This window comes from Streptomyces sp. P6-2-1 (genome assembly GCF_050613165.1).
Classification (GTDB): Bacteria; Actinomycetota; Actinomycetes; order Streptomycetales; family Streptomycetaceae; genus Streptomyces.
In genome coordinates this window covers 1,061,489-1,079,436 of record NZ_CP192513.1, presented here as the reverse complement: position 1 = coordinate 1,079,436, position 17,948 = coordinate 1,061,489, and the positions used below count along the sequence as shown (strand labels likewise).

The following is a 17,948-nucleotide window of genomic DNA, read 5'->3' as shown; positions in this document are numbered from 1 at the left end:
CCTCAGCCGCCCGCCAGCGGGCGGGCCGAGCCGCCGCGTGGCTGATTGCGGTCGTGGGCCTGCGGGCGGCGCGTGCCGCCCGTGGGGGGCGCGGGACGGCTGTGCTCGGGGCGCACCGTCGCGCGCGGACCGTGGGCGAGGTCCTTGCGGGCCACCGCGGTGGCCCCGGTGGCGGGCACGGCACGCGGGCTCACCGGCGCGAGCGGCCGCGGCGTCGCCTCCGGCACCGTCTTCCGGCCCGCCGCACGGCGGCGGAGCCAGCTGTCTCGCACCCGGAGGATGAGCACCTCCACGCGCGCCACGAGCGGCTCGCACCACGGCAGCGCGAGGAGCACGAGGAGCCCGGCCGCCCAGCCGAGCACGACGTCGCTGAGCCAGTGCGTGCCCAGGTAGACCGTGGTCAGGCCGACGCTGAGCGAGACGATCGCCGAACCCGCCGACAGGTACCGTCTGGCCCGGGGGGTGGAGGCCAGATAAGCGAGGATTCCCCAGGTCACGACCGCGTTCGCGGTGTGCCCCGAGGGAAATATGTCCCCGCCGAGCCCCATCTCGTTCGAGCCGATGACGGTCGCGTAGTGCGGGCCGAGCCGTCCCATGCCGATCTTCGCCGCGCCGACCGTGATGTTGAGCAGGAGCAGCGAGGCCCCGAGCACGAGCAGCGGCCGCAGCGTGTGCTGCCGCCAGGAGCGCCAGCCCAGCCACGCGAGCACCATCACGGCGGTCGGGCCGCGCTGCCCGAGTACCACCAGGTAGTCGAGGAAGGCGTGCACTTCGGGCCACTGCTGGTAGGGCCGGAAGAACATGAGCTGCCAGTCGAGGCGCACGAGCCACGTCGTGGCCGCGACGGCGACGACGATCGCGAGGTAGAAGGCGAGCGTGGCGAGCAGCAGGACGAGCCGGTGCGGGCTCATCACGGGGACGTGCGGGTTGGCCGGCCGCTCCGGCTCGCGGTCGAGCCGGGCGAAGAGCCGCGCGAGGCGGCCGGGGGTCGGTTGGGTACGCACCCCATCGACGTTACAGCGGGTGAGTGTCAAAGCCGAACGAAACAGCCGTTTCGTGATGGGCATGTGATGTGCCGCGGCATGCGCGCCGGTGTTTATCGGACCGCATTCCCTAAAGCCCCGCCAAGGGCGGACGAGAGGCTCCCGATGGCCCCGCCCGCGTATTACCCCGCGGATTCCCGCGCTTTTCCCCGCCGTCCGTTTTCCGTTCACCCCGCCCGCCCCGCGAGCCTCACGCGCCCCCTCGCACCACCCCGGCCCCCCTCACCCGCCCGCCCCGCCGGACACGGCCGCCGCACCGTACCCGGGTACGCCACCGCTCTCGCGTACGCTGCCGCATCGACGGCCGCGGGGCGGGCACACGCACCGCACCCGCCCACACCAGGTACCGGAGGTACGTCCATGCCGGGGTCGAGCACGGGACGCGCACGGCGGTCCGCGCCCCTCGCACAGGCACCCCTCGCACAGGCCCCCCGCGCACAGGCGCCCGCCGCATCCGCGCGGCCGCCCGCTGTCCGGGCCCCCGCTCCCCGACCGGGTCTCGTCCTCGCCGTCCTGAGCCTGAGTCTCTTCCTCGTCTCGGTCGACGCCACCGTTTTGCACGTCGCGATCCCCGCCGTCACCGAGGACCTGCGCCCCGGCGCGGGACAGCTCCTGTGGATCGTCGACAGCTATCCCCTCGTGTGCGCCTCGCTCCTCCTGCTCTTCGGCAGCCTCGGAGACCGCGTGGGCCGCCGCCGCGTCCTGCTCGCCGGGTACGCGCTCTTCGCCGCCGCTTCCGCGCTCGCCGCCCTCGCGGGCAGCGCGCCCGTGCTCGTCCTCGCGCGGGCGCTGCTCGGCGTGGGCGGCGCGATGATCATGCCGGCGACGCTCTCGCTGCTCCGCGTCGTCTTCCCGGACCGCGGGGCGCGTGCCGTCGCGATCGGCGTGTGGAGCGCGGTCGCCGCCGTCGGCGCGGCGACCGGGCCGCTCATCGGGGGGCTGCTCCTCGCGCACTACTGGTGGGGCTCGGTCTTCCTCGTCAACGTGCCCCTCATGCTCCTGAGCATCCCGCTCGGCCGCGCGCTGCTCCCCGCGTCGAGGGGCGGCGGCGAGGGGCCCTGGGACCTGGCAGGTGCCTTCCTCGCCGCGGCGGGGCTCTTCTCCTGCGTGTACGGGATCAAGCGGGCAGGTACGGGCGCGGGACCGCTCGAAGCGGAGGTCTACGGGCCGCTGCTGCTCGGCGTCGTGCTCCTCGTGCTCTTCGTACGGCGCCAGCGCACACGCCCCCGTCCGCTGCTCGACCCGCGCCTGCTCGCGGCGGGCGGCTTCCTCGTCCCCGCCGGTTGCGTCGTCCTCGCGATGCTCGCGCTCGTCGGACTCGAACTGATCGCTGCGCAGTACCTCCAGCTCGTCCTCGGCCTCGGTCCGCTCGCGACGGGGCTGCGACTCCTTCCGCTCACCTTCGCCGCGGTCGCCGCCGGTCTCGCGGGCGCGGTGCTCCTGCGGCGTCTGGGCCCCCGGCTGATGGTCGCGGGCGGCTTCTGTCTCACCGCCACGGCGGTGCTGCTCCTGACGGGGATGGGTCAGCGGGACGACGCGGTGCTGCTCACGGCCGGTTTCGTCCTGCTCGGACTCGGCCTGGAGACGACGCTGTTCGCCGCGTACGAGGCGATGCTCCACGAGGCGCCGCGCGCGTGCGCGGGCGGCGCCGCGGCCTTCGGCGAGACGGCCTACCAGCTCGGCGCGGGCCTCGGCATCGCGCTCCTCGGCAGCGTCATGAACGCGGCCTACGCACCCGGGCTCCGCGCCGTGCCGGGCGTTCCTGCGGGAGCGCGCACGGCGGCGGGGCACTCACTGGGGGAGGCGTACACGGTGGCGGAACGGCTCGGCGGGCCGGCGGGTCAGGCCCTGCGCACGGCGGCGCGTACCGCCTTCGTGCACGGCCTGCACGTGACACTCCTGGTGAGCGCGGTACTCCTGGGCGCGGGCGCACTGCTCGCCCTGCGGCTGCCGAGGCGCGCGGCGGGGGCGGGCGCGGGGGAGAGGGGAGCGGGGGAAGGCGCGCCGTCCGGGGACTGAGGGCGGGGTACGGCGTACGGGGGGATGCCGTACCGCCCTCGGTCGCCCCGGGCGGCTAGCTCTGGTTGAAGAAGCCGTCACGGGGGCGGGCGCCTGCCGCTTCGCCCGCGACGATCTCCGTGCCGGAGGGGGTGAGGAGGAAGACGCGCGTGGCGACCTTCTCGATCGAGCCGCGCAGTCCGAAGATGAGCCCGGCCGCGAAGTCGACGACGCGCTTGGCGTCGGCGGGCTCCATCGCGGTCAGGTTCATGATGACGGGGACGCCGTCGCGGAACAGCTCACCGATGTGCCGGGCGTCGCGGAAGCTGTCCGGGGTCACGGTGCCGATCCTGCGCTCCCGTTCCTCGGCGGCCTGCGCGGCGACCCGCACGCGGGGGTCGGTGACCCAGCTCTCGCCGGGCTCGGGGCCCGCGTCGGGCTCGTCCGCGTAACCGTCGTAATAGCGTTCGGCCCCGGTGTCGTCGTCGACGAGCCCGAGCCAGGCACTTGCCTTGCGCACCGATCCCATTGACGCCTCCTCTCACATCACAGCGGTCCTTGTTCCCTGGGTTCCCTGTGTTTCCTGCCCCCATCGTCGTCCATCAGGCGAAGGGTGCGCCAAGGGGAGGGGGGCTTCTCGGTGTTTTCGTGACGGTACTGGTGCACAGTGCCCCGTGTCCTGCGCGGAGAACACCGGGGCGAGAGACCTGACGAGGGGTGAAAAACGATTCTTCACGCCCTTTGGGTACCTCTGGGTGATGCCGGGGAGCGTACGGGTGACGAAGGGACCGACGGTAACCGCCGGTACGATGCGGCGATCGTAGCGGCACGCGCTGGGCAATGGGGGGTCATTTCACGATGTTCGGGATGGTGCGGCCGTGCGCCCACAGCCTCGGTGACACGCTCAAGAACCGCTGGATGTCCCATATGTGCGGGCTGTGCCTCGCGCTGAGAGGGGATCACGGGCAGTTCGCCCGCGTCGCCACGAATTACGACGGCATCGTCATATCCGTGTTGACGGAGGCTCAGACGCCGCGCGAGCGGCAGGGGCGCCGCCTCGCGGGCCCGTGCGCACTGCGCGGGATGCGCGCGGCACGGGTCAGTAGGGGCGAGGGGGCCCGCCTGGCGGCAGCGGTCTCGCTCGCGCTCGCCGCGGTGAAGGTACGGGACCATGTCGCGGACGGCGACGGGGTGCTGGCCCGCCGCCCGGTCGCCGCGGCCGCCGGGCGGGTGGCGAGCGGCTGGGCCGAGGCGGCACACCGCTCGGCCGCGGGGCTCGGCTTCGACACGGGTGTCCTGCTCGCGGCCGCCGAGCGCCAGCCGGGGATCGAGGCGCTCGCGGGAGCGGGCACCTCGCTCCTGACGGTCACCGAGCCGACCGAGACGGCGACGGCCGCCGCCTTCGCGCACACCGCGCTCCTCGCGGGCCGCCCGCACAACGTGGCACCGCTCGCCGAGGCCGGCCGCCTCTTCGGCCGCCTCGCGCACCTCCTCGACGCGGTCGAGGACCAGGCCGATGACGCGGCGCGCGGCGCCTGGAACCCGCTCACCGCGACCGCGACCCCGCGCGTCGAGGCCCGCCGCCTCGCCGACGACGCCCTGCGCGGCATCCGCCTCGCGCTCGCCGACACCGACCTCACCGACCCCGCGCTCGCCCACCGCCTCCTCGTCCACGAACTGCCGCGCGCGGTCGACCGCGCCTTCGGCACGTCTTCCGCCCACACGCACCAGCACCCCGGCACCCCGGTTCCCGGGAACCCGTACACGCAGGACCCGCCGGGCGGCGGGGACGCGCCCGAGCCGCCGCGCACGCCGTCGGGGCGCGGTTTCTGGGCGGGATGCGGGGTGTTCCTCGCGCTGGCGTGCACGTGCCGCATGTGCTGTGCGGAGGAGTACGAGGGCCCGTGGTCGGGCAAGACCCGGCACGGCTGCTGCCACTACGCGGACTGCTGCGACGTCTGTGACTGCGACTGCTGCGGGTGCGATGGCTGCGGGTGCGACGGTTGCGGGTGCGACGGTTGCGGGTGCGACGGCTGTTGCTGCGACTGCTGAGCGCGGGGCGGGGGCGGCAGCGCGGGGCGGGGTGGCCTTGCGGGGCCGGCCTTGCGAGGTGGGCTCTGCGGGGCGGGCTTTGGAGGGCGGGCTCTGCGGGGCGGGGCGCCCGTGGCCGCGTGGGTGCCCCGCCCCCGTACTCGTCTCGTCGTCGGGCTCAGCGGATCTCGGGTGGGGAGATGCGCGAGGTGGGCAGGGCCGAGTCCGAGACGCCCCACTTCTTGAGGATCTTGGCGTAGGTGCCCTCGGCGATGAGGACGTTGACGGCCTTCTGGAAGGCGGGCGTGAGGTCGCTGCCCTTCTTGAAGGCGAAGCCGACGTCCAGGCGGTGGTACTCGTTGAGGAACTTCAGGCCCTGCTGCTGGCTCACCGCGTACCGCAGCCCGTTGATCGTCGACATGACGACATCGGTGCGGCCCTGCTGGAGCGAGCCCCAGATGGCGCCCTGCTCGGAGTAGGTCTTGACGCTGTACGGCTTCTTGCCGGCCTTCTCGCACAGCGACTTGTTCTGCTCCAGCGTCACCTCGAAGGTCGTGCCCGCGCCGGTGCCGATGTTCTTGCCGCACAACTGGGTGAGGTCCGTGATCTTCGAGAGCTTCTCGTCGGCGCGGGTCGCGAAGCCCTGGCCGTCGTTGATGTACGTGACGAAGTCGATCGTCTTGCGGCGCTCGTCGGTGACCCCGAAGTTGCCGGTGCCGACGTCGTACTTGCCGCTGCCGAGGGCGGGCAGGATCGCCTCGAAGCTCGCCTCCTGCCGGTCGATTTCGATGCCGAGGACCTTCGCGACGGCCTCGGTGATCTCCACGTCGACGCCCGCGGCGGTCCTGCCGTCCTCCAGGTACGTCGCGGTGGGCGGGGCGCCGATCGCGCCGCCGAGCGTGAGCTTGCCCGCCTCGGTGACCCGCTTCGGCAGCAGCTTGGCCGCCGCAGGGTCCTTCTTCACCCCGGAGACGACGTTCTGGGTCGGGAGTTGCCCCGCCTTCTTGTCGCCGGGCCCGGCCGCGGCCGCGGCCCCGCCGCCCGTACCCCCGCCGGACCCCGAGCCCGACGTGTCACCGGAACCGCAGGCGGTGAGCGCGGCGAGCGCGGAGGCGGTGAGCAGGGCGAGCACGGCGTAACGGCGCGCGGAACGAGGGGGAGGGGCACTCATGGCGGGACTCCAGAAGGGCAGGCGGAAGGGCAGGCGTGAGCAACGCGGGAAGGCGGGGGAGGGGCGCGAGGGGAGGGGTGAGCGCGTGAAGGCGGAGCCGTGAGGCGGGAGCGAGAGCGGGCACGACGGCGTGGCCGCACGGACGCGTCACGGCGTCACGGCACGTACCGCCTGACGAGGACGCGGAACGGCACGGCGACAGGACACCGGCGACAGCGGGGAACAGGGAGGAAGAAAGGGGCGCGAGCCCGGCCGCGAGGCCGTCGGCCACGAGGCCCGAAGGCCACCAGCTACGAGGCCGGAAGGGGCCGTCGGCTACGAGGCCGGAAGGCCGTCAGCTACGAGGCGCGCCACCGCAGCACGTACGACAGGACGCCGACCACACCCGACCGAAGTCGATGTGAGACCGCGTCACCAGACGCCGCTGCGACAGATTCATGCCGACCAGTGGAACAGGCGTGCGGCCCGCACGTCAACGAATGGAGACAGGCTGTTCAGGATGTGGGACGGAGGTGGGGGCCCGGGGGCTTGACAAGCGCGCGAGCGGCTCCCGTACTCTCGATGCGGGTCCGTGCTGAGGGGCGCGGGCCGCGTGAAGACGGGACACCGTGTGGCGGCTTCGCCACGGAGTTCCGCATGCCTTTCGACGGACCAGCCTCCGACGCACTCGCTTCTGACGCACCAGCCTCCGAAGCTCCCGCTACCGATACGCGCGCCCTTCCCGGCGTGCGCACCTCCGGGGACCGCCCGCAGGGCCCACCGCGCGAGCCGGGGCCGCCGCCCGAGCCGGGGAAACAGCCGGGGCCCGCGCTCCGCATCGTGCCCGTACGCCGTACGGGCCAGTGGATCGCCGCGCTCGTCGTGCTGCTCCTGCTCGCGATGGCGGTCAACTCGCTCGCGCGCAACAAGGCGTTCCAGTGGGACGTCGTCGCCGACTACTTCACGACCTCCGCCGTGCTGCGCGGCCTCGGGCTGACCCTGTGGCTCACCGCGCTCGTGATGACGCTCGGCTTCGTGCTCGGCACGCTGCTCGCGCTCGGCCGGATGTCGTCGAACCCGGTGCTGAGCTGGGTCTCCTCGGGGTACATCTGGTTCTTCCGCTCGACGCCGATCCTCGTCCAGCTGCTCTTCTGGTTCAACATCGGCGCCCTCTACCCGCACCTCGGGCTCGGCATCCCCTTCGGCCCCGAGTTCGTCACGGTGAAGACCGTCAACCTCCTCGGTCCCGTCACCGTCGCCGTGCTCGGGCTGACCCTCCACGAGGCGGCGTACGCCGCCGAAGTGGTGCGCGGCGGGCTGCTCTCGGTGGACAGGGGACAGATCGAGGCCGCGCAGTCGCTCGGCCTGAGCCCCTGGCGCAGGCTGCGCCGTATCGTGCTGCCGCAGGCGATGCGCGCGATCGTGCCCCCGGCGGGGAACATGCTCATCGGCGCGCTCAAGGGGACGTCGATCGTCAGCGTCATCGCCGTGCAGGACCTGCTCTACTCCGTGCAGCTCGTCTACCACCGCACGTACCAGGTCATCCCGCTGCTGCTCGTCGCCACGATCTGGTACGCGCTCGTGACGACCGTGCTCAGCGTCGGCCAGCACTACGTCGAGAAGCACTACGCGCGGGGGGCCGAGCGCTCATGACCGGGACAACTGTGAACGGGACATCGGTGAACGGGGCGCCGGGGAGCGGGGCGCCCGGAGACGTGGGGCCTGTGGGCGGGGCGGCCGGGGACGTGGGGCCTGTGGGCGGGGCGGCCGGGGACGCGGGGACTGCCGGTGGGGTGGCGGGGAGCGGGGCGGCGGGTGGCGGGGACCGGCCGGTCGTCGTGGTGGTCGGGGCCGGGCCCCGAGCGACCGGGCTCCTGGAACGTATCGCCGCCAACACCGCGGTCGGGTACGGCGGCGCGGACCCCGCCTTCGTCCTGCACCTCGTCGACCCGTACCCGCCGGGACCCGGGCGGATATGGCGGCGCGAGCAGTCGCCGCTGCTGTGGATGAACTCGATGGCCGAGGACACGACGCTCTTCACGGACGAGACCGTCGAGGTCGAGGGGCCCGTCGTGCCGGGTCCCGCGCTCCACGAGTGGGCCGGGATCGAGGGCCGTACCTTCCCCGACCGCCGCACCCAGGGCGCCTACCTGCGCTGGGCGTACGAGCGTGCCCGCGCCGCGCTGCCGCCGGGCATCGTCGTGCACGAGCACCGCACGCGCGCCGTGCGCGTCGAAGGGCCGCGCGAGGGGCGGCAGTCGGTGTGGCTCGCGGACCGTGAAGCACCGCTCACCGCCGACCTCGTCGTCCTCACGCTGGGCCATCAGGAAGCGGAACTCTCCGCTGAGGAACGGGAGTTCACCACGCACGCGGCGCGCGAGGGGCTCACCTACCTGCCGCCCGACTACACCGCGGACACCGATCTGCGCGGGCTGCGCGCCGGGGAACCCGTCCTCGTGCGCGGCCTCGGTCTCGCCTTCGTCGACCTCATGGTGCTGCTCACCGAGGGCCGCGGCGGGCGCTGGACGCCGGAGGGGCGCTACGTTCCCTCGGGCAAGGAACCGATCCTGTACGTGGGTTCGCGGCGCGGTGTGCCGTACCACGTCAAGCTCGGCTACCGCCTGGAGGGCGAACTCCCCAAGCTGCCGCGCTTCTTCGGCCCCGAGCAGACCGCCGAACTCCTCGCGCGCCCGGGTGCGCCGGACTTCCGCACCGACGTGTGGCCGCTCGTCACCAAGGAACTCGGCTGGGCGCACTACCACCGCCTGCTGGCCGTCCGACCGCACGCCTTCGCCGTCGACCGGGCCGCCTTCGAGACCGGGTACGCGGCGGCGGACCCGTACGACGGCAGCCTCGACGCCTTCGTCCGTACAGCGGTGCCCGACGCCGCGGACCGGCTCGACCTCGACGCGCTCGACCGGCCGCTCGCCGGCTGGACCGCGCGCGACCAGGAAGAACTACAGGCGCGGCTGCTCGCACACATCGACGCGGACATCGCGCGCCGCCACGACCCCGCACACAGCGAGGACCTGGCCGTCTTCATGGCGCTGCTCTCCGTCTACGGGCAGCTCATGCGGCTCGGCGACCTCGGGCCCTGGTGGCACGGCTTCTTCAGCTTCCTCGCCTCCGGACCGCCCGGACCGCGCCTGCGCGCGCTGCGCGGGCTCGCCGAGGCGGGACTCGTGCGCTTCCTGGGTGCGGACATGACCGTACGGGCCGTGGACGGGGCCTTCGAGGCGCGCTCGGCGAGCCTGCCGGAGCAGCCGGTACGGGCCAGGGCGCTCGTCGAGGCGCGGCTGCCGCAGCCCGAGGCGGGCCGCGTACGCGACCCGCTGCTGCGGGGGCTCTTCGCGGCGGGAGCGCTCGCGACCGAGGACGGGCTGCTCGCGGTGACGCCCGCGGACGGGCGGGTGCGGTGGAACGACGGCAGTACGCACCCGCGCCTGTTCGCGCTCGGCCCGCACACGGACGCGCGCGGCGCGGGGGCCTTTACCCGGCCGCGTACCAACAGCCCGGCCTTCCGGCAGAACGACGCGACGGCGCGGGCGCTGTTGGTGGGGGTGCGGGGGGACTCGGGGGCGGAAGAGGCGGGGCCGGATACGGGGCGGGATGCGGGTGTGGAAGTGGGGGCGGATGCGGGGGCGGCTGCGGGGGCGAAGCTCGGGCCGGATGTGGGTGGGGGTGGGGGCGTGGAGGTGGGTGCGGGTGCGGGTGTAGGTGCGGGTGCGGCGGGCGTTGGCTCCGGGTCTGTACCCGTATCCATGTCCGTACCTGCGCCACGGGGGGCGCCCGGTGTGCCGTCCGCCGGGCCTGAGTCCGATACCGGACCCGGACCTGCCCCTGACGCCGACCCTGGTCCCGGTCCGGGCCCCGGCCCGGAGCAGGCCCCCGGTTCCGCGTCTGTGCCGACCACCACCTCCGCAATGAAGGAGTCCGTCCGTTGAGTGCCGCAGGTTCGTCGAGTGCCGTAGACCCGTCGGGTGCCGTAGGCGCGTCGGGTGCCGTGGATGCGTCGGGTGCTGTAGGCGCGTCGGGTGTCGCAGGTGCGGCGGGTGTCGTGGATGGGCCGGGTGTCGCAGGTGCGGCGGGTGCCGCCGTCGCGCCCGCGCGGTTCATGGTGGAGATCAGTGGGGTCCACAAGAGTTTCGGGAAGCAGGAGGTGCTGCGGGGGATCGATCTCACCGTGCGCGCGGGCGAGGTGACCGTGGTGCTCGGTCCTTCGGGCTCGGGGAAGTCGACGCTGCTGCGCACCATCAATCACCTGGAGAAGGTCGACCGGGGGACCGTGCACGTCGACGGCGAGCTGATCGGTTACCGGCGGCGTGGGGACACGCTGCACGAGTTGCGCGAGCGCGAGGTGCTGCGGCAGCGGACCGCGATCGGTTTCGTATTCCAGAACTTCCACCTCTTTCCGCATCTGACCGTCGAGGAGAACATCGTCGAGGCGCCGGTGGCCGCGCTCGGGGTCCCGGTGCGCGAGGCGCGGGAACGGGCGCGGCGGCTCCTGGAACGGGTCGGGCTCGGCGAGAAGGCCGACGCGTATCCGCGCACGCTCTCCGGCGGGCAGCAACAACGCGTCGCCATCGCCCGCGCGCTCGCCATCGAGCCGCGCCTGCTCCTCTTCGACGAGCCGACCTCGGCGCTCGACCCCGAGCTGGTGGGGGAAGTGCTCGACGTCATCCGCGACGTCGCGCGCCAGGGCGCCACGATGATCGTCGTCACCCACGAGATCGGCTTCGCCCGGGAGGTCGCCGACACGGTGGTCTTTATGGATGAGGGGCGCATCGTGGAGCAGGGGACGCCGGACGAGGTGCTGGTGAGGCCGCGGGAGGAGCGGACGAAAGGGTTTTTGTCGAAGGTGTTGTGAGGGGGGGGAGGGCCGGTTGGTCGGTCGGTTCGGTCGGCCGGTTCGGTTGGTCGGTCTGGTTGGTTGGTCGGTTCGGTTGGTTCGGCCGGTCTGGTTGGTCGGCCGGTTCGGTTGGTTCGGCCGGTCTGGTTGGTCGGCCGGTTCGGTTGGTCGGCTCGGTTGGTCCGGTCAGTTCGGTTGCCTCGGCCGTTCCGGCTGGCTGTCCCGAGTGCCCTGTGGGTGACCCGGGGGCAGACCCCCGCCCTCCCAAGGGGGGCGTCCCCGAGACCAATTCTTCCAGCCCCGCCCCACCGCCCCGCCCGATCCCGCCCCCTCCCCACGAATCTGTGGACAACTCCGCGGAAGTCGTCACGCCTCTCACCCTCACGAGTGAGCGCCGTCGCGAAACAACCCGAGTTATCCACAGGCTCCCCGCCCCCAACGCCCCCCATCCCCACCGGCGCCCCGCCCCCAACGTCCCCCCCATCCCCACCGGCGCCCCACCCGAACGCGCCCTCTCGCTACCGGCTCCCCGTCCCCAACGCCCCCCATCCCCACCGGCGCCCCGCCCGCAACGTCGCCCCCAAGTCCACCCGCTTCACCCGAAAGAGAGCCCCCCATGCCCACCCCCGACTTCACGCCAGAACCCGTCCCTGCCCCCACCCCCGGCCCCACCCCCGACCCCACCCGGCCCCCCGCCACGGGCTCCCCCGCCTCCCCGTCCTCCCTCCCCGCCACCCCGTCCGCCGCGCCCCCCACCCCGCGCCGCCTTCACCTCGCCGCCGCCATCGATCTGCCCGGGGCCACTCGCGCCGACGCGTTCCTTCCGCTCGCCCGTTTCGCCGATGAGGGGCTGCTCGACTTCCTCACGCTCGGCGACTCCTTCGCCGTGCCCGGGCTCGACGCGCTCTCCGTGCTCGCGCGGCTCGCGCCAGAGACCCGCCGGGTGGGCCTCGTGCCGACCGTGACCACGACGCACACCGAGCCCTTCCACGTGCAGGCGGCGCTCGCCACGCTCGACTGGGTCAGCCAGGGGCGCGCCGGGTGGCGGCCCGGGGTCTCCACGAGCGGGAACGAGGCGCGGCTCTTCGGGCGGCGGGAGGCCGTGACGGCCCGCGAGGCATGGGAGGAGGCGGGTGAAGTCGTCGAAGCGGCCCGGCTGTTGTGGGACAGCTGGGAGGACGACGCGGAGATCAGGGACATCCCCAGCGGCCGCTTCGTGGACCGCGACAAGCTCCACTACGCCGACTACTCCGGCACGACCTTCTCCGTGCGCGGCCCCTCCATCGTGCCGAGGCCGCCGCAGGGCCACCCCGTGATCGTGGCCGACGTGGCCGATCCGGTGCGGCGGGCCTTCGCGGTCCGCCACGCCGACGTACTCCTCGTCGAGGCGAGCGGTCGCGAGCAGGCCGCCGCGCTCTCCGCCGAGGTACGTGATGAAGTGGCGCGTGCCGGGCGGGAGCCCGCCGACGTACGGGTCCTGGCCTCGCTCACCGTCGAGCTGAGCGGCGGCGAGCAGTCAGCCGAGCCCGGGCACGGCGGGGGCGGGCCCCGGCCCACCGCGCACGGCCCGCACTACCGGGGCGGGCCCGTCGACCTCGCCGAGCTGATCGGCGACTGGTACGCGGCCGAGGCCGTCGACGGCTTCCACCTGCGCCCCGCCGAGCCGGGGCGCGACCTCGAACGCCTCGTCAACGGCACCGTCGCGCTCCTCCAGCACCGCGGCGTCTTCCGCGCCTTCCACCCCGGCAGCACCCTGCGCGAACACCTCGGTCTCGCCCGCCCCGCCAACCTCCACCTGACCGCCCGAGCCGCCTGACCGCCCGAGCCGCCTGACCGCCCGAGCCATCCGAGCCGCCCGAGCCATCCTGGCCGCCCGAGCCACCCGAGTCCGAGTCACCGGAGCCACCGCATGAGCCACCAGCGCCCGCCCCAGCAGTCCCCCCGCTCCCGGCCCCAGGGCCGCCACCGCCCGCTCCACCTCGCCGCCCACTTCCCCGGCGTCAACAGCACCACCGTCTGGTCCGATCCGCGCTCCGGCTCGCAGATCGCCTTCGATTCCTTCGTCCACCTCGCCCGCACCGCCGAGCGCGGTCTCTTCGACTTCTTCTTCCTCGCCGAGGGACTGCGGCTGCGCGAGCACAAGGGCCGCATTCACGACCTCGACGTCGTGGGCCGCCCCGAATCGCTCGCGGTCCTCAACGCCGTCGCGGCCGTCACCCAACACCTCGGTCTCGCCGCCACCGTCAACACCACCTTCAACGAGCCCTACGAACTCGCCCGCCGTCTCGCGAGCCTCGACCACCTCAGCGGCGGTCGCGCCGCCTGGAACGTCGTCACGTCCTCCGACGCCTTCACCGGCGAGAACTTCCGTCGCGGCGGCTACCTCGACCGCGCGGACCGCTACACCCGCGCCGCCGAATTCGTCGCGACCGCACGGGAGCTGTGGGACAGCTGGAGCCCGGACGGTACCCCGCGCCCCTTCGCCCACCACGGGCGGCACTTCTCCGTCGAGGGCGAGTTCACGCTCCCGCGCTCCCCGCAGGGCCACCCCGTCGTCATCCAGGCCGGGGACTCAGCCGAGGGCCGCGACTTCGCCGCGAGCGCCGCCGACGTCATCTTCACGCGCCACGGCACGCTCGCGGCCGGGCAGGAGTTCTACGCCGACGTGAAGGGCCGCCTGCCGGGGTACGGGCGCACGGCCGACGACCTCAGGATCATGCCCGGGGTCACCGTCGTCGTCGGGGACACGGACGCCGAGGCGCAGGAGAAGGCCGCGGAGATCCGCCGCCTCCAGGTCTCCCCGCAGAACGCCCTGCTCGCCGCCGAACAGGTCTGGGGCACCGACCTCTCCGGCTTCGACCCGGACGGGCCGCTGCCCGCCTTCGACCCGGTCGTCGACTCGGACGTCGTCCAGGGCCGGGTGCGGCAGGGCGATCCGCGCGCGCTCGCCGAGAAGTGGCGCGCTCTCGCCCGTACCAAGAACCTCTCGCTGCGCGAGACGGCGATCGAGGCGACGGGACGGCAGTCCTTCATCGGCTCCCCCGCGACGGTCGCCGAGGCGATGAGCCACTTCGTCGACTCGCGCGCCGCCGACGGATTCATCCTCGTCCCGCATCTCACTCCAGGCGGCCTCGACGAGTTCGTCGAGCGGGTCGTGCCCCTCCTCCAGGAGCGCGGCGCCTTCCGTACGGCGTACACGGGCCCGACCCTGCGCGACCACCTCGGCCTGCGCCACCCCGCCACCCGCGACACCCCGAAGGACACCGCCGCATGAGCCTCGTACAGAACGACACCGCCCCGGCCGACGCCGCTCTCGCCGCCCCCGCGCCAGGCGGCTCCGCCCCGGCCGACGCCGCTCTCGCCGACTGGCGGCAGTGGCGTGCCGCGCGCGCCCAGGCCCTCACCGCCCCCTGGGGCCCGCTCTCCGTGACCGGCACGCACTGGCTCGACGACTACCCGGACGGACTGCTTCCGGACATTCCCGGGCGCTGGCGTGCGGCCGGGGAGCACGTCTCGCTCACGCGCGGCGCCGGACTGCTCGTACGGGGAAGGCCGTACGCGGGCGAGGCGCTGCTCGCCGCCGACGCGGGCCCCGCCGAGCGCGCCCAGGTGGCCCACCGCCGCCGCAGGCTCGCCGTGCTCGTGCGCGAGGGAGCGTGGGCGGTACGGGTGCACGACCCCGACGCGCCCGCGCGCCGCGCCTTCCCCGGGCTTGAGGTGAGCCCCTGGGAGGCGCGCTGGGCGGTCGACGGCCGCTTCGTCCCGTACGCGTCGGCGCGGACCGTGCGCGTGCCGAACGCGGACGGGCGCGAGCGCGGGCTCGGCCTCGGGGGTGAACTGCGCTTCTCCGTCGACGGATCGGCGTACGCGCTCCAGGTCACCGTGCGGCCGGACGGCGGCCTGTGGGCGGTCTTCGCCGATGCCACGAGCGGCGCGGGCAGCCACCGCTTCCGTTTCCTGAGCACCCCGGCGCCCGCCCCCGACGGCAGCGTCCCCGTGGACTTCAACCGTGCCGTGCTGCCGCCCTGCGCGCTCAGCCCGCATTTCCTGTGCCCGCTCCCGCCTCCGGGGAACACCCTCGATCTCGCCGTCGCCGCGGGCGAGCGGCGCCTTGTGAAGAAGGGCGGCGAGTAGCGGGGAAGGTCGTGAAGGAATTCTCAAGTGGACGGTGAGGTAAGGGAGTTGGAGGGGCCGTCGGGGCGGTGAGCGAGGCCGGAAGTCGCCCTTGTGCGGTCACGGCGTGGTCACAGAAACTCCCCAGCAGCGCCGGTTCGGTGCCCGTGTCCCGTGATCCGGGGCACGCGCCCCGCACCGCGCCTCACGGGCCTGACCCCCACGGCAGGCCCCCCGATTCCCCACTGGAGGAACCACGTGAGGACCAAGCGCACCACCCCCCGCACCGGCACCACGAGACGGACCCGGCTGATCGCCGTGGCCTCCGGCCTCCTGGCCACCGCCGCCTTCGCCGTCCCCGCCGCGCAGGCCGGTGAGGCGAAGACGTACTCCACCACCCAGCTCACCGCGGCGAGCGACGCCGTGCTCAAGGCCGACGTCGCCGGTACGGCGTGGAACATCGACCCGAGCAACGGCAAGCTCCAGGTCACCGTGGACAGCACCGTCTCGCAGGCCGAGATCCAGAAGCTCAAGGACGCGGCGGGGGTCAACTCGGGCGCCCTGGAGATCGAGCGCACCCCCGGCACCTTCAGCAAGCTCATCTCCGGCGGCGACGCCATCTACGCCTCGTCCTGGCGCTGCTCGCTCGGCTTCAATGTCAGGAGCGGCAACACCTACTACTTCCTCACCGCCGGGCACTGCACCGACGGCGCGGGCACGTGGTGGTCGAACTCCTCGCACTCCACCACCCTCGGCACCACCGTCGGGTCCAGCTTCCCCGGCAACGACTACGGCCTCGTGCAGTACACCAACTCCTCGGTCGCCAAGGACGGCACCGTGGGCAACGTGGACATCACGAGCGCCGCCAACGCCACGGTCGGCATGAGCGTGACCCGGCGCGGTTCGACCACCGGCATCCACAGCGGCACGGTCTCGGCCCTGAACGCCACCGTCAACTACGGTGCGGACGGCATCGTCAGCGGCCTCATCCGCACCAACGTGTGCGCCGAGCCCGGCGACTCCGGCGGCCCGCTCTACTCCGGCAACAGGGCGATCGGCCTCACCTCCGGCGGCAGCGGCAACTGCTCCTCGGGCGGGACGACCTTCTTCCAGCCGGTGACCGAGGCGCTCAACGCCTACGGGGTCAGCATCTACTGACCCCGAAGGCCCGGGCGGCAGGAGCCGTATCGGTGGTACGGGGAAGGGCGGGCCAGGGGCGCAGGCCCGCCCGTCCTCGTACCGCGCAGGCCCGCCCGTCCTCCTGCCGCACCGGCCCCCGTACCGCACCCGGCTACTCCGGTACCCGGCTACTCCGGTACCCGGCTACTCCGGTACCCGGCTACTCCGGTACCCGGCTACTCCGGTACCCGGCTCTCCGCCGCGAGCAGTGCCACCGCCTCCGCGGCGGGGCGGGCCGGGAGCCGCTCCCCGTCCCTGCGGCGCAGTGCCACCTCGCCCGCCGCCGCCTCGCGCGCGCCGAGCACGGCGAGGTGCGGGACGAGGCGCGCCTGCCGGACGCGTGCCGCGAGGGTTCCCGCGTGCGCCGGGTACCTCCGCGCCCGCAGCCCGGCCGCGCGACAGCGCCGTACGAAGGACTCCGCGGCCTCCTCCTGCTCCTCGCCCACCGCGAGCACGCCCACCTGCACGGGTGCGAGCCAGGCGGGGAAGGCGCCGCCGTGCACCTCGATCAGCCGCGCGAGGACGCGTTCGAGACTGCCGAGCACGCTGCGGTGCACCATGACGGGGCGCGGGCGCGAGCCGTCGGCGGCGCGGTAGTCGAGTCCGAAGGCGTCCGGCTGGTGGAAATCGGCCTGCACGGTCGAGAGGGTGAACTCGCGGCCCGCGGCGTCCCGCGCCTGCACGTCGATCTTCGGCCCGTAGAACGCCGCCTCACCACGCCCCTCCTCCCAGTCGAGCCCCTCGCCCGCGAGCGCCTCGGTGAGCGCGGCGGCCGACCGCTCCCACCTGCCTTCGGGGAGCCCGTACTTGGCGCCCTCGCCCGGCAGCGAGAGCCGGTAGCGGTGCGGGGTCAGGCCGAGGGCACGGTAGGCGGTACGGATGAGGGTGAGCGCCCCCGCGACCTCATCGGCGAGCGATTCCGGGGGGCAGAACAGGTGCGCGTCGTTGAGCTGGATCGCCCGCACCCGGGTCAGGCCGCCGAGGGTCCCGGACGGCTCCGCGCGGAACATGCCACCCAACTCGGCGATACGGAGCGGAAGGTCGCGGTAGCTACGGGCCTGGGCGCGGTAGATCAGCGCGTGGTGCGGGCACAGGCTCGGGCGCAGCACGAAGTGCTCGCCGCCGACCTCCATCGGCGGGAACATGTCCGCACGGTAGTGCGCCCAGTGCCCGGAGCGGACGTACAGCTCCTGTTTCCCGAGCGCCGGCGAGTGCACGTGGTCGTAGCCGGCGGCCACTTCGAGGCCGCGTACGTACTCCTCCAGCGCGTGCCGCACGCTCGCGCCGTCGGGGAGCAGGAAGGGGAGGCCCGCGCCGAGGAGCGGGTCGGTGCCGTAGAGGCCGAGCGCGCGGCCGAGGCGGTGGTGGTCGTGCTCCCGGGCGGGGATGTGGTCGGTCATGGTCTCGCTCCTCGGGGGTGCGGGAGCGGGTGACGGCGCGGAAAAGCCCCGGGGCACCCGCCCCGGGGCTTCGCTTCGGTACAGCTCTCAGCGCGCCGGGACGTACTCCGGCGTCGTCGTCCCCTGGTGGTGCGCGGCGGGCTGCATGCCGAGGAAGGTAGCGGGGCGCGGGGGAGAGGGCCACC

General features: G+C 73.7%; 13 protein-coding genes. 9 read left to right on the top strand and 4 right to left on the bottom strand.

Features of this window, described 5'->3' with window-relative positions:
• Positions 1 to 2 precede the first annotated feature (2 nt).
• A complete protein-coding gene (locus ACQYWQ_RS04830) occupies positions 3 to 1,004 on the bottom strand; it encodes a phosphatase PAP2 family protein (protein ID WP_431032636.1) in 1,002 nt (333 codons plus the stop codon).
• A gap of 399 nt (positions 1,005 to 1,403) precedes the next feature.
• On the opposite strand from ACQYWQ_RS04830, the gene ACQYWQ_RS04825 reads away from it, so the two are divergent.
• A complete protein-coding gene (locus ACQYWQ_RS04825; RefSeq protein WP_431032635.1) occupies positions 1,404 to 3,062 on the top strand; it encodes an MFS transporter in 1,659 nt (552 codons plus the stop codon).
• Between the two features lie 55 nt (positions 3,063 to 3,117).
• On the opposite strand, the gene ACQYWQ_RS04820 is transcribed toward ACQYWQ_RS04825, so the two are convergent.
• Complete coding sequence (locus ACQYWQ_RS04820; RefSeq protein WP_431032634.1) at positions 3,118 to 3,570, bottom strand: cell division protein SepF; 453 nt, start codon at positions 3,568 to 3,570, stop codon at positions 3,118 to 3,120.
• A 311-nt stretch (positions 3,571 to 3,881) separates the two neighbouring features.
• Between ACQYWQ_RS04820 and ACQYWQ_RS04815 the strand changes: the two genes are divergently transcribed.
• Positions 3,882 to 5,093 carry a DUF5685 family protein gene (locus ACQYWQ_RS04815; RefSeq protein WP_431032633.1) on the top strand — a complete coding sequence of 404 codons (1,212 nt, stop codon included), beginning with the start codon at positions 3,882 to 3,884 and terminating at the stop codon, positions 5,091 to 5,093.
• 157 nt (positions 5,094 to 5,250) lie between these two features.
• On the opposite strand, the gene ACQYWQ_RS04810 is transcribed toward ACQYWQ_RS04815, so the two are convergent.
• Positions 5,251 to 6,243 (bottom strand): ABC transporter substrate-binding protein, encoded by a 993-nt coding sequence (locus ACQYWQ_RS04810; RefSeq protein WP_431032632.1) that lies wholly within the window; start codon positions 6,241 to 6,243, stop codon positions 5,251 to 5,253.
• A gap of 636 nt (positions 6,244 to 6,879) precedes the next feature.
• Here ACQYWQ_RS04810 and ACQYWQ_RS04805 point away from each other — a divergent pair.
• The 7 genes from ACQYWQ_RS04805 to ACQYWQ_RS04775 all read left to right on the top strand — a co-directional run bounded on the left by ACQYWQ_RS04805 (position 6,880) and on the right by ACQYWQ_RS04775 (position 16,342).
• Positions 6,880 to 7,875: an amino acid ABC transporter permease gene (locus ACQYWQ_RS04805; protein ID WP_431032631.1), complete on the top strand. Its 996-nt coding sequence runs from the start codon at positions 6,880 to 6,882 to the stop codon at positions 7,873 to 7,875.
• A 140-nt stretch (positions 7,876 to 8,015) separates the two neighbouring features.
• A complete protein-coding gene (locus ACQYWQ_RS04800) occupies positions 8,016 to 10,166 on the top strand; it encodes an FAD/NAD(P)-binding protein (RefSeq protein WP_431032630.1) in 2,151 nt (716 codons plus the stop codon).
• Positions 10,167 to 10,336: 170 nt separating this feature from the next.
• Positions 10,337 to 11,089 (top strand): amino acid ABC transporter ATP-binding protein, encoded by a 753-nt coding sequence (locus ACQYWQ_RS04795; protein WP_431039062.1) that lies wholly within the window; start codon positions 10,337 to 10,339, stop codon positions 11,087 to 11,089.
• Positions 11,090 to 11,687: 598 nt separating this feature from the next.
• Positions 11,688 to 12,887, top strand: a complete 1,200-nt coding sequence (locus tag ACQYWQ_RS04790) for an LLM class flavin-dependent oxidoreductase (protein ID WP_431032629.1) — start codon at positions 11,688 to 11,690, stop codon at positions 12,885 to 12,887.
• Between the two features lie 93 nt (positions 12,888 to 12,980).
• The gene (locus tag ACQYWQ_RS04785; RefSeq protein WP_431032628.1) at positions 12,981 to 14,345 is read left to right on the top strand and encodes an NtaA/DmoA family FMN-dependent monooxygenase; all 1,365 of its coding nucleotides are present in this window, start codon (positions 12,981 to 12,983) and stop codon (positions 14,343 to 14,345) included.
• A complete protein-coding gene (locus ACQYWQ_RS04780) occupies positions 14,342 to 15,205 on the top strand; it encodes a DUF1684 domain-containing protein (protein WP_431032627.1) in 864 nt (287 codons plus the stop codon). Before ACQYWQ_RS04785 ends, ACQYWQ_RS04780 begins: the two co-directional genes overlap by 4 nt.
• 237 nt (positions 15,206 to 15,442) lie before the next feature.
• Complete coding sequence (locus ACQYWQ_RS04775) at positions 15,443 to 16,342, top strand: S1 family peptidase (RefSeq protein ID WP_431032626.1); 900 nt, start codon at positions 15,443 to 15,445, stop codon at positions 16,340 to 16,342.
• 197 nt (positions 16,343 to 16,539) lie between these two features.
• Here ACQYWQ_RS04775 and thrS read toward each other — a convergent pair whose 3' ends face one another.
• Entirely contained in the window at positions 16,540 to 17,763 is a 1,224-nt protein-coding gene (gene thrS / locus ACQYWQ_RS04770) for a threonine--tRNA ligase (RefSeq protein ID WP_431032625.1), read from the bottom strand.
• Positions 17,764 to 17,948: the final 185 nt, after the last annotated feature.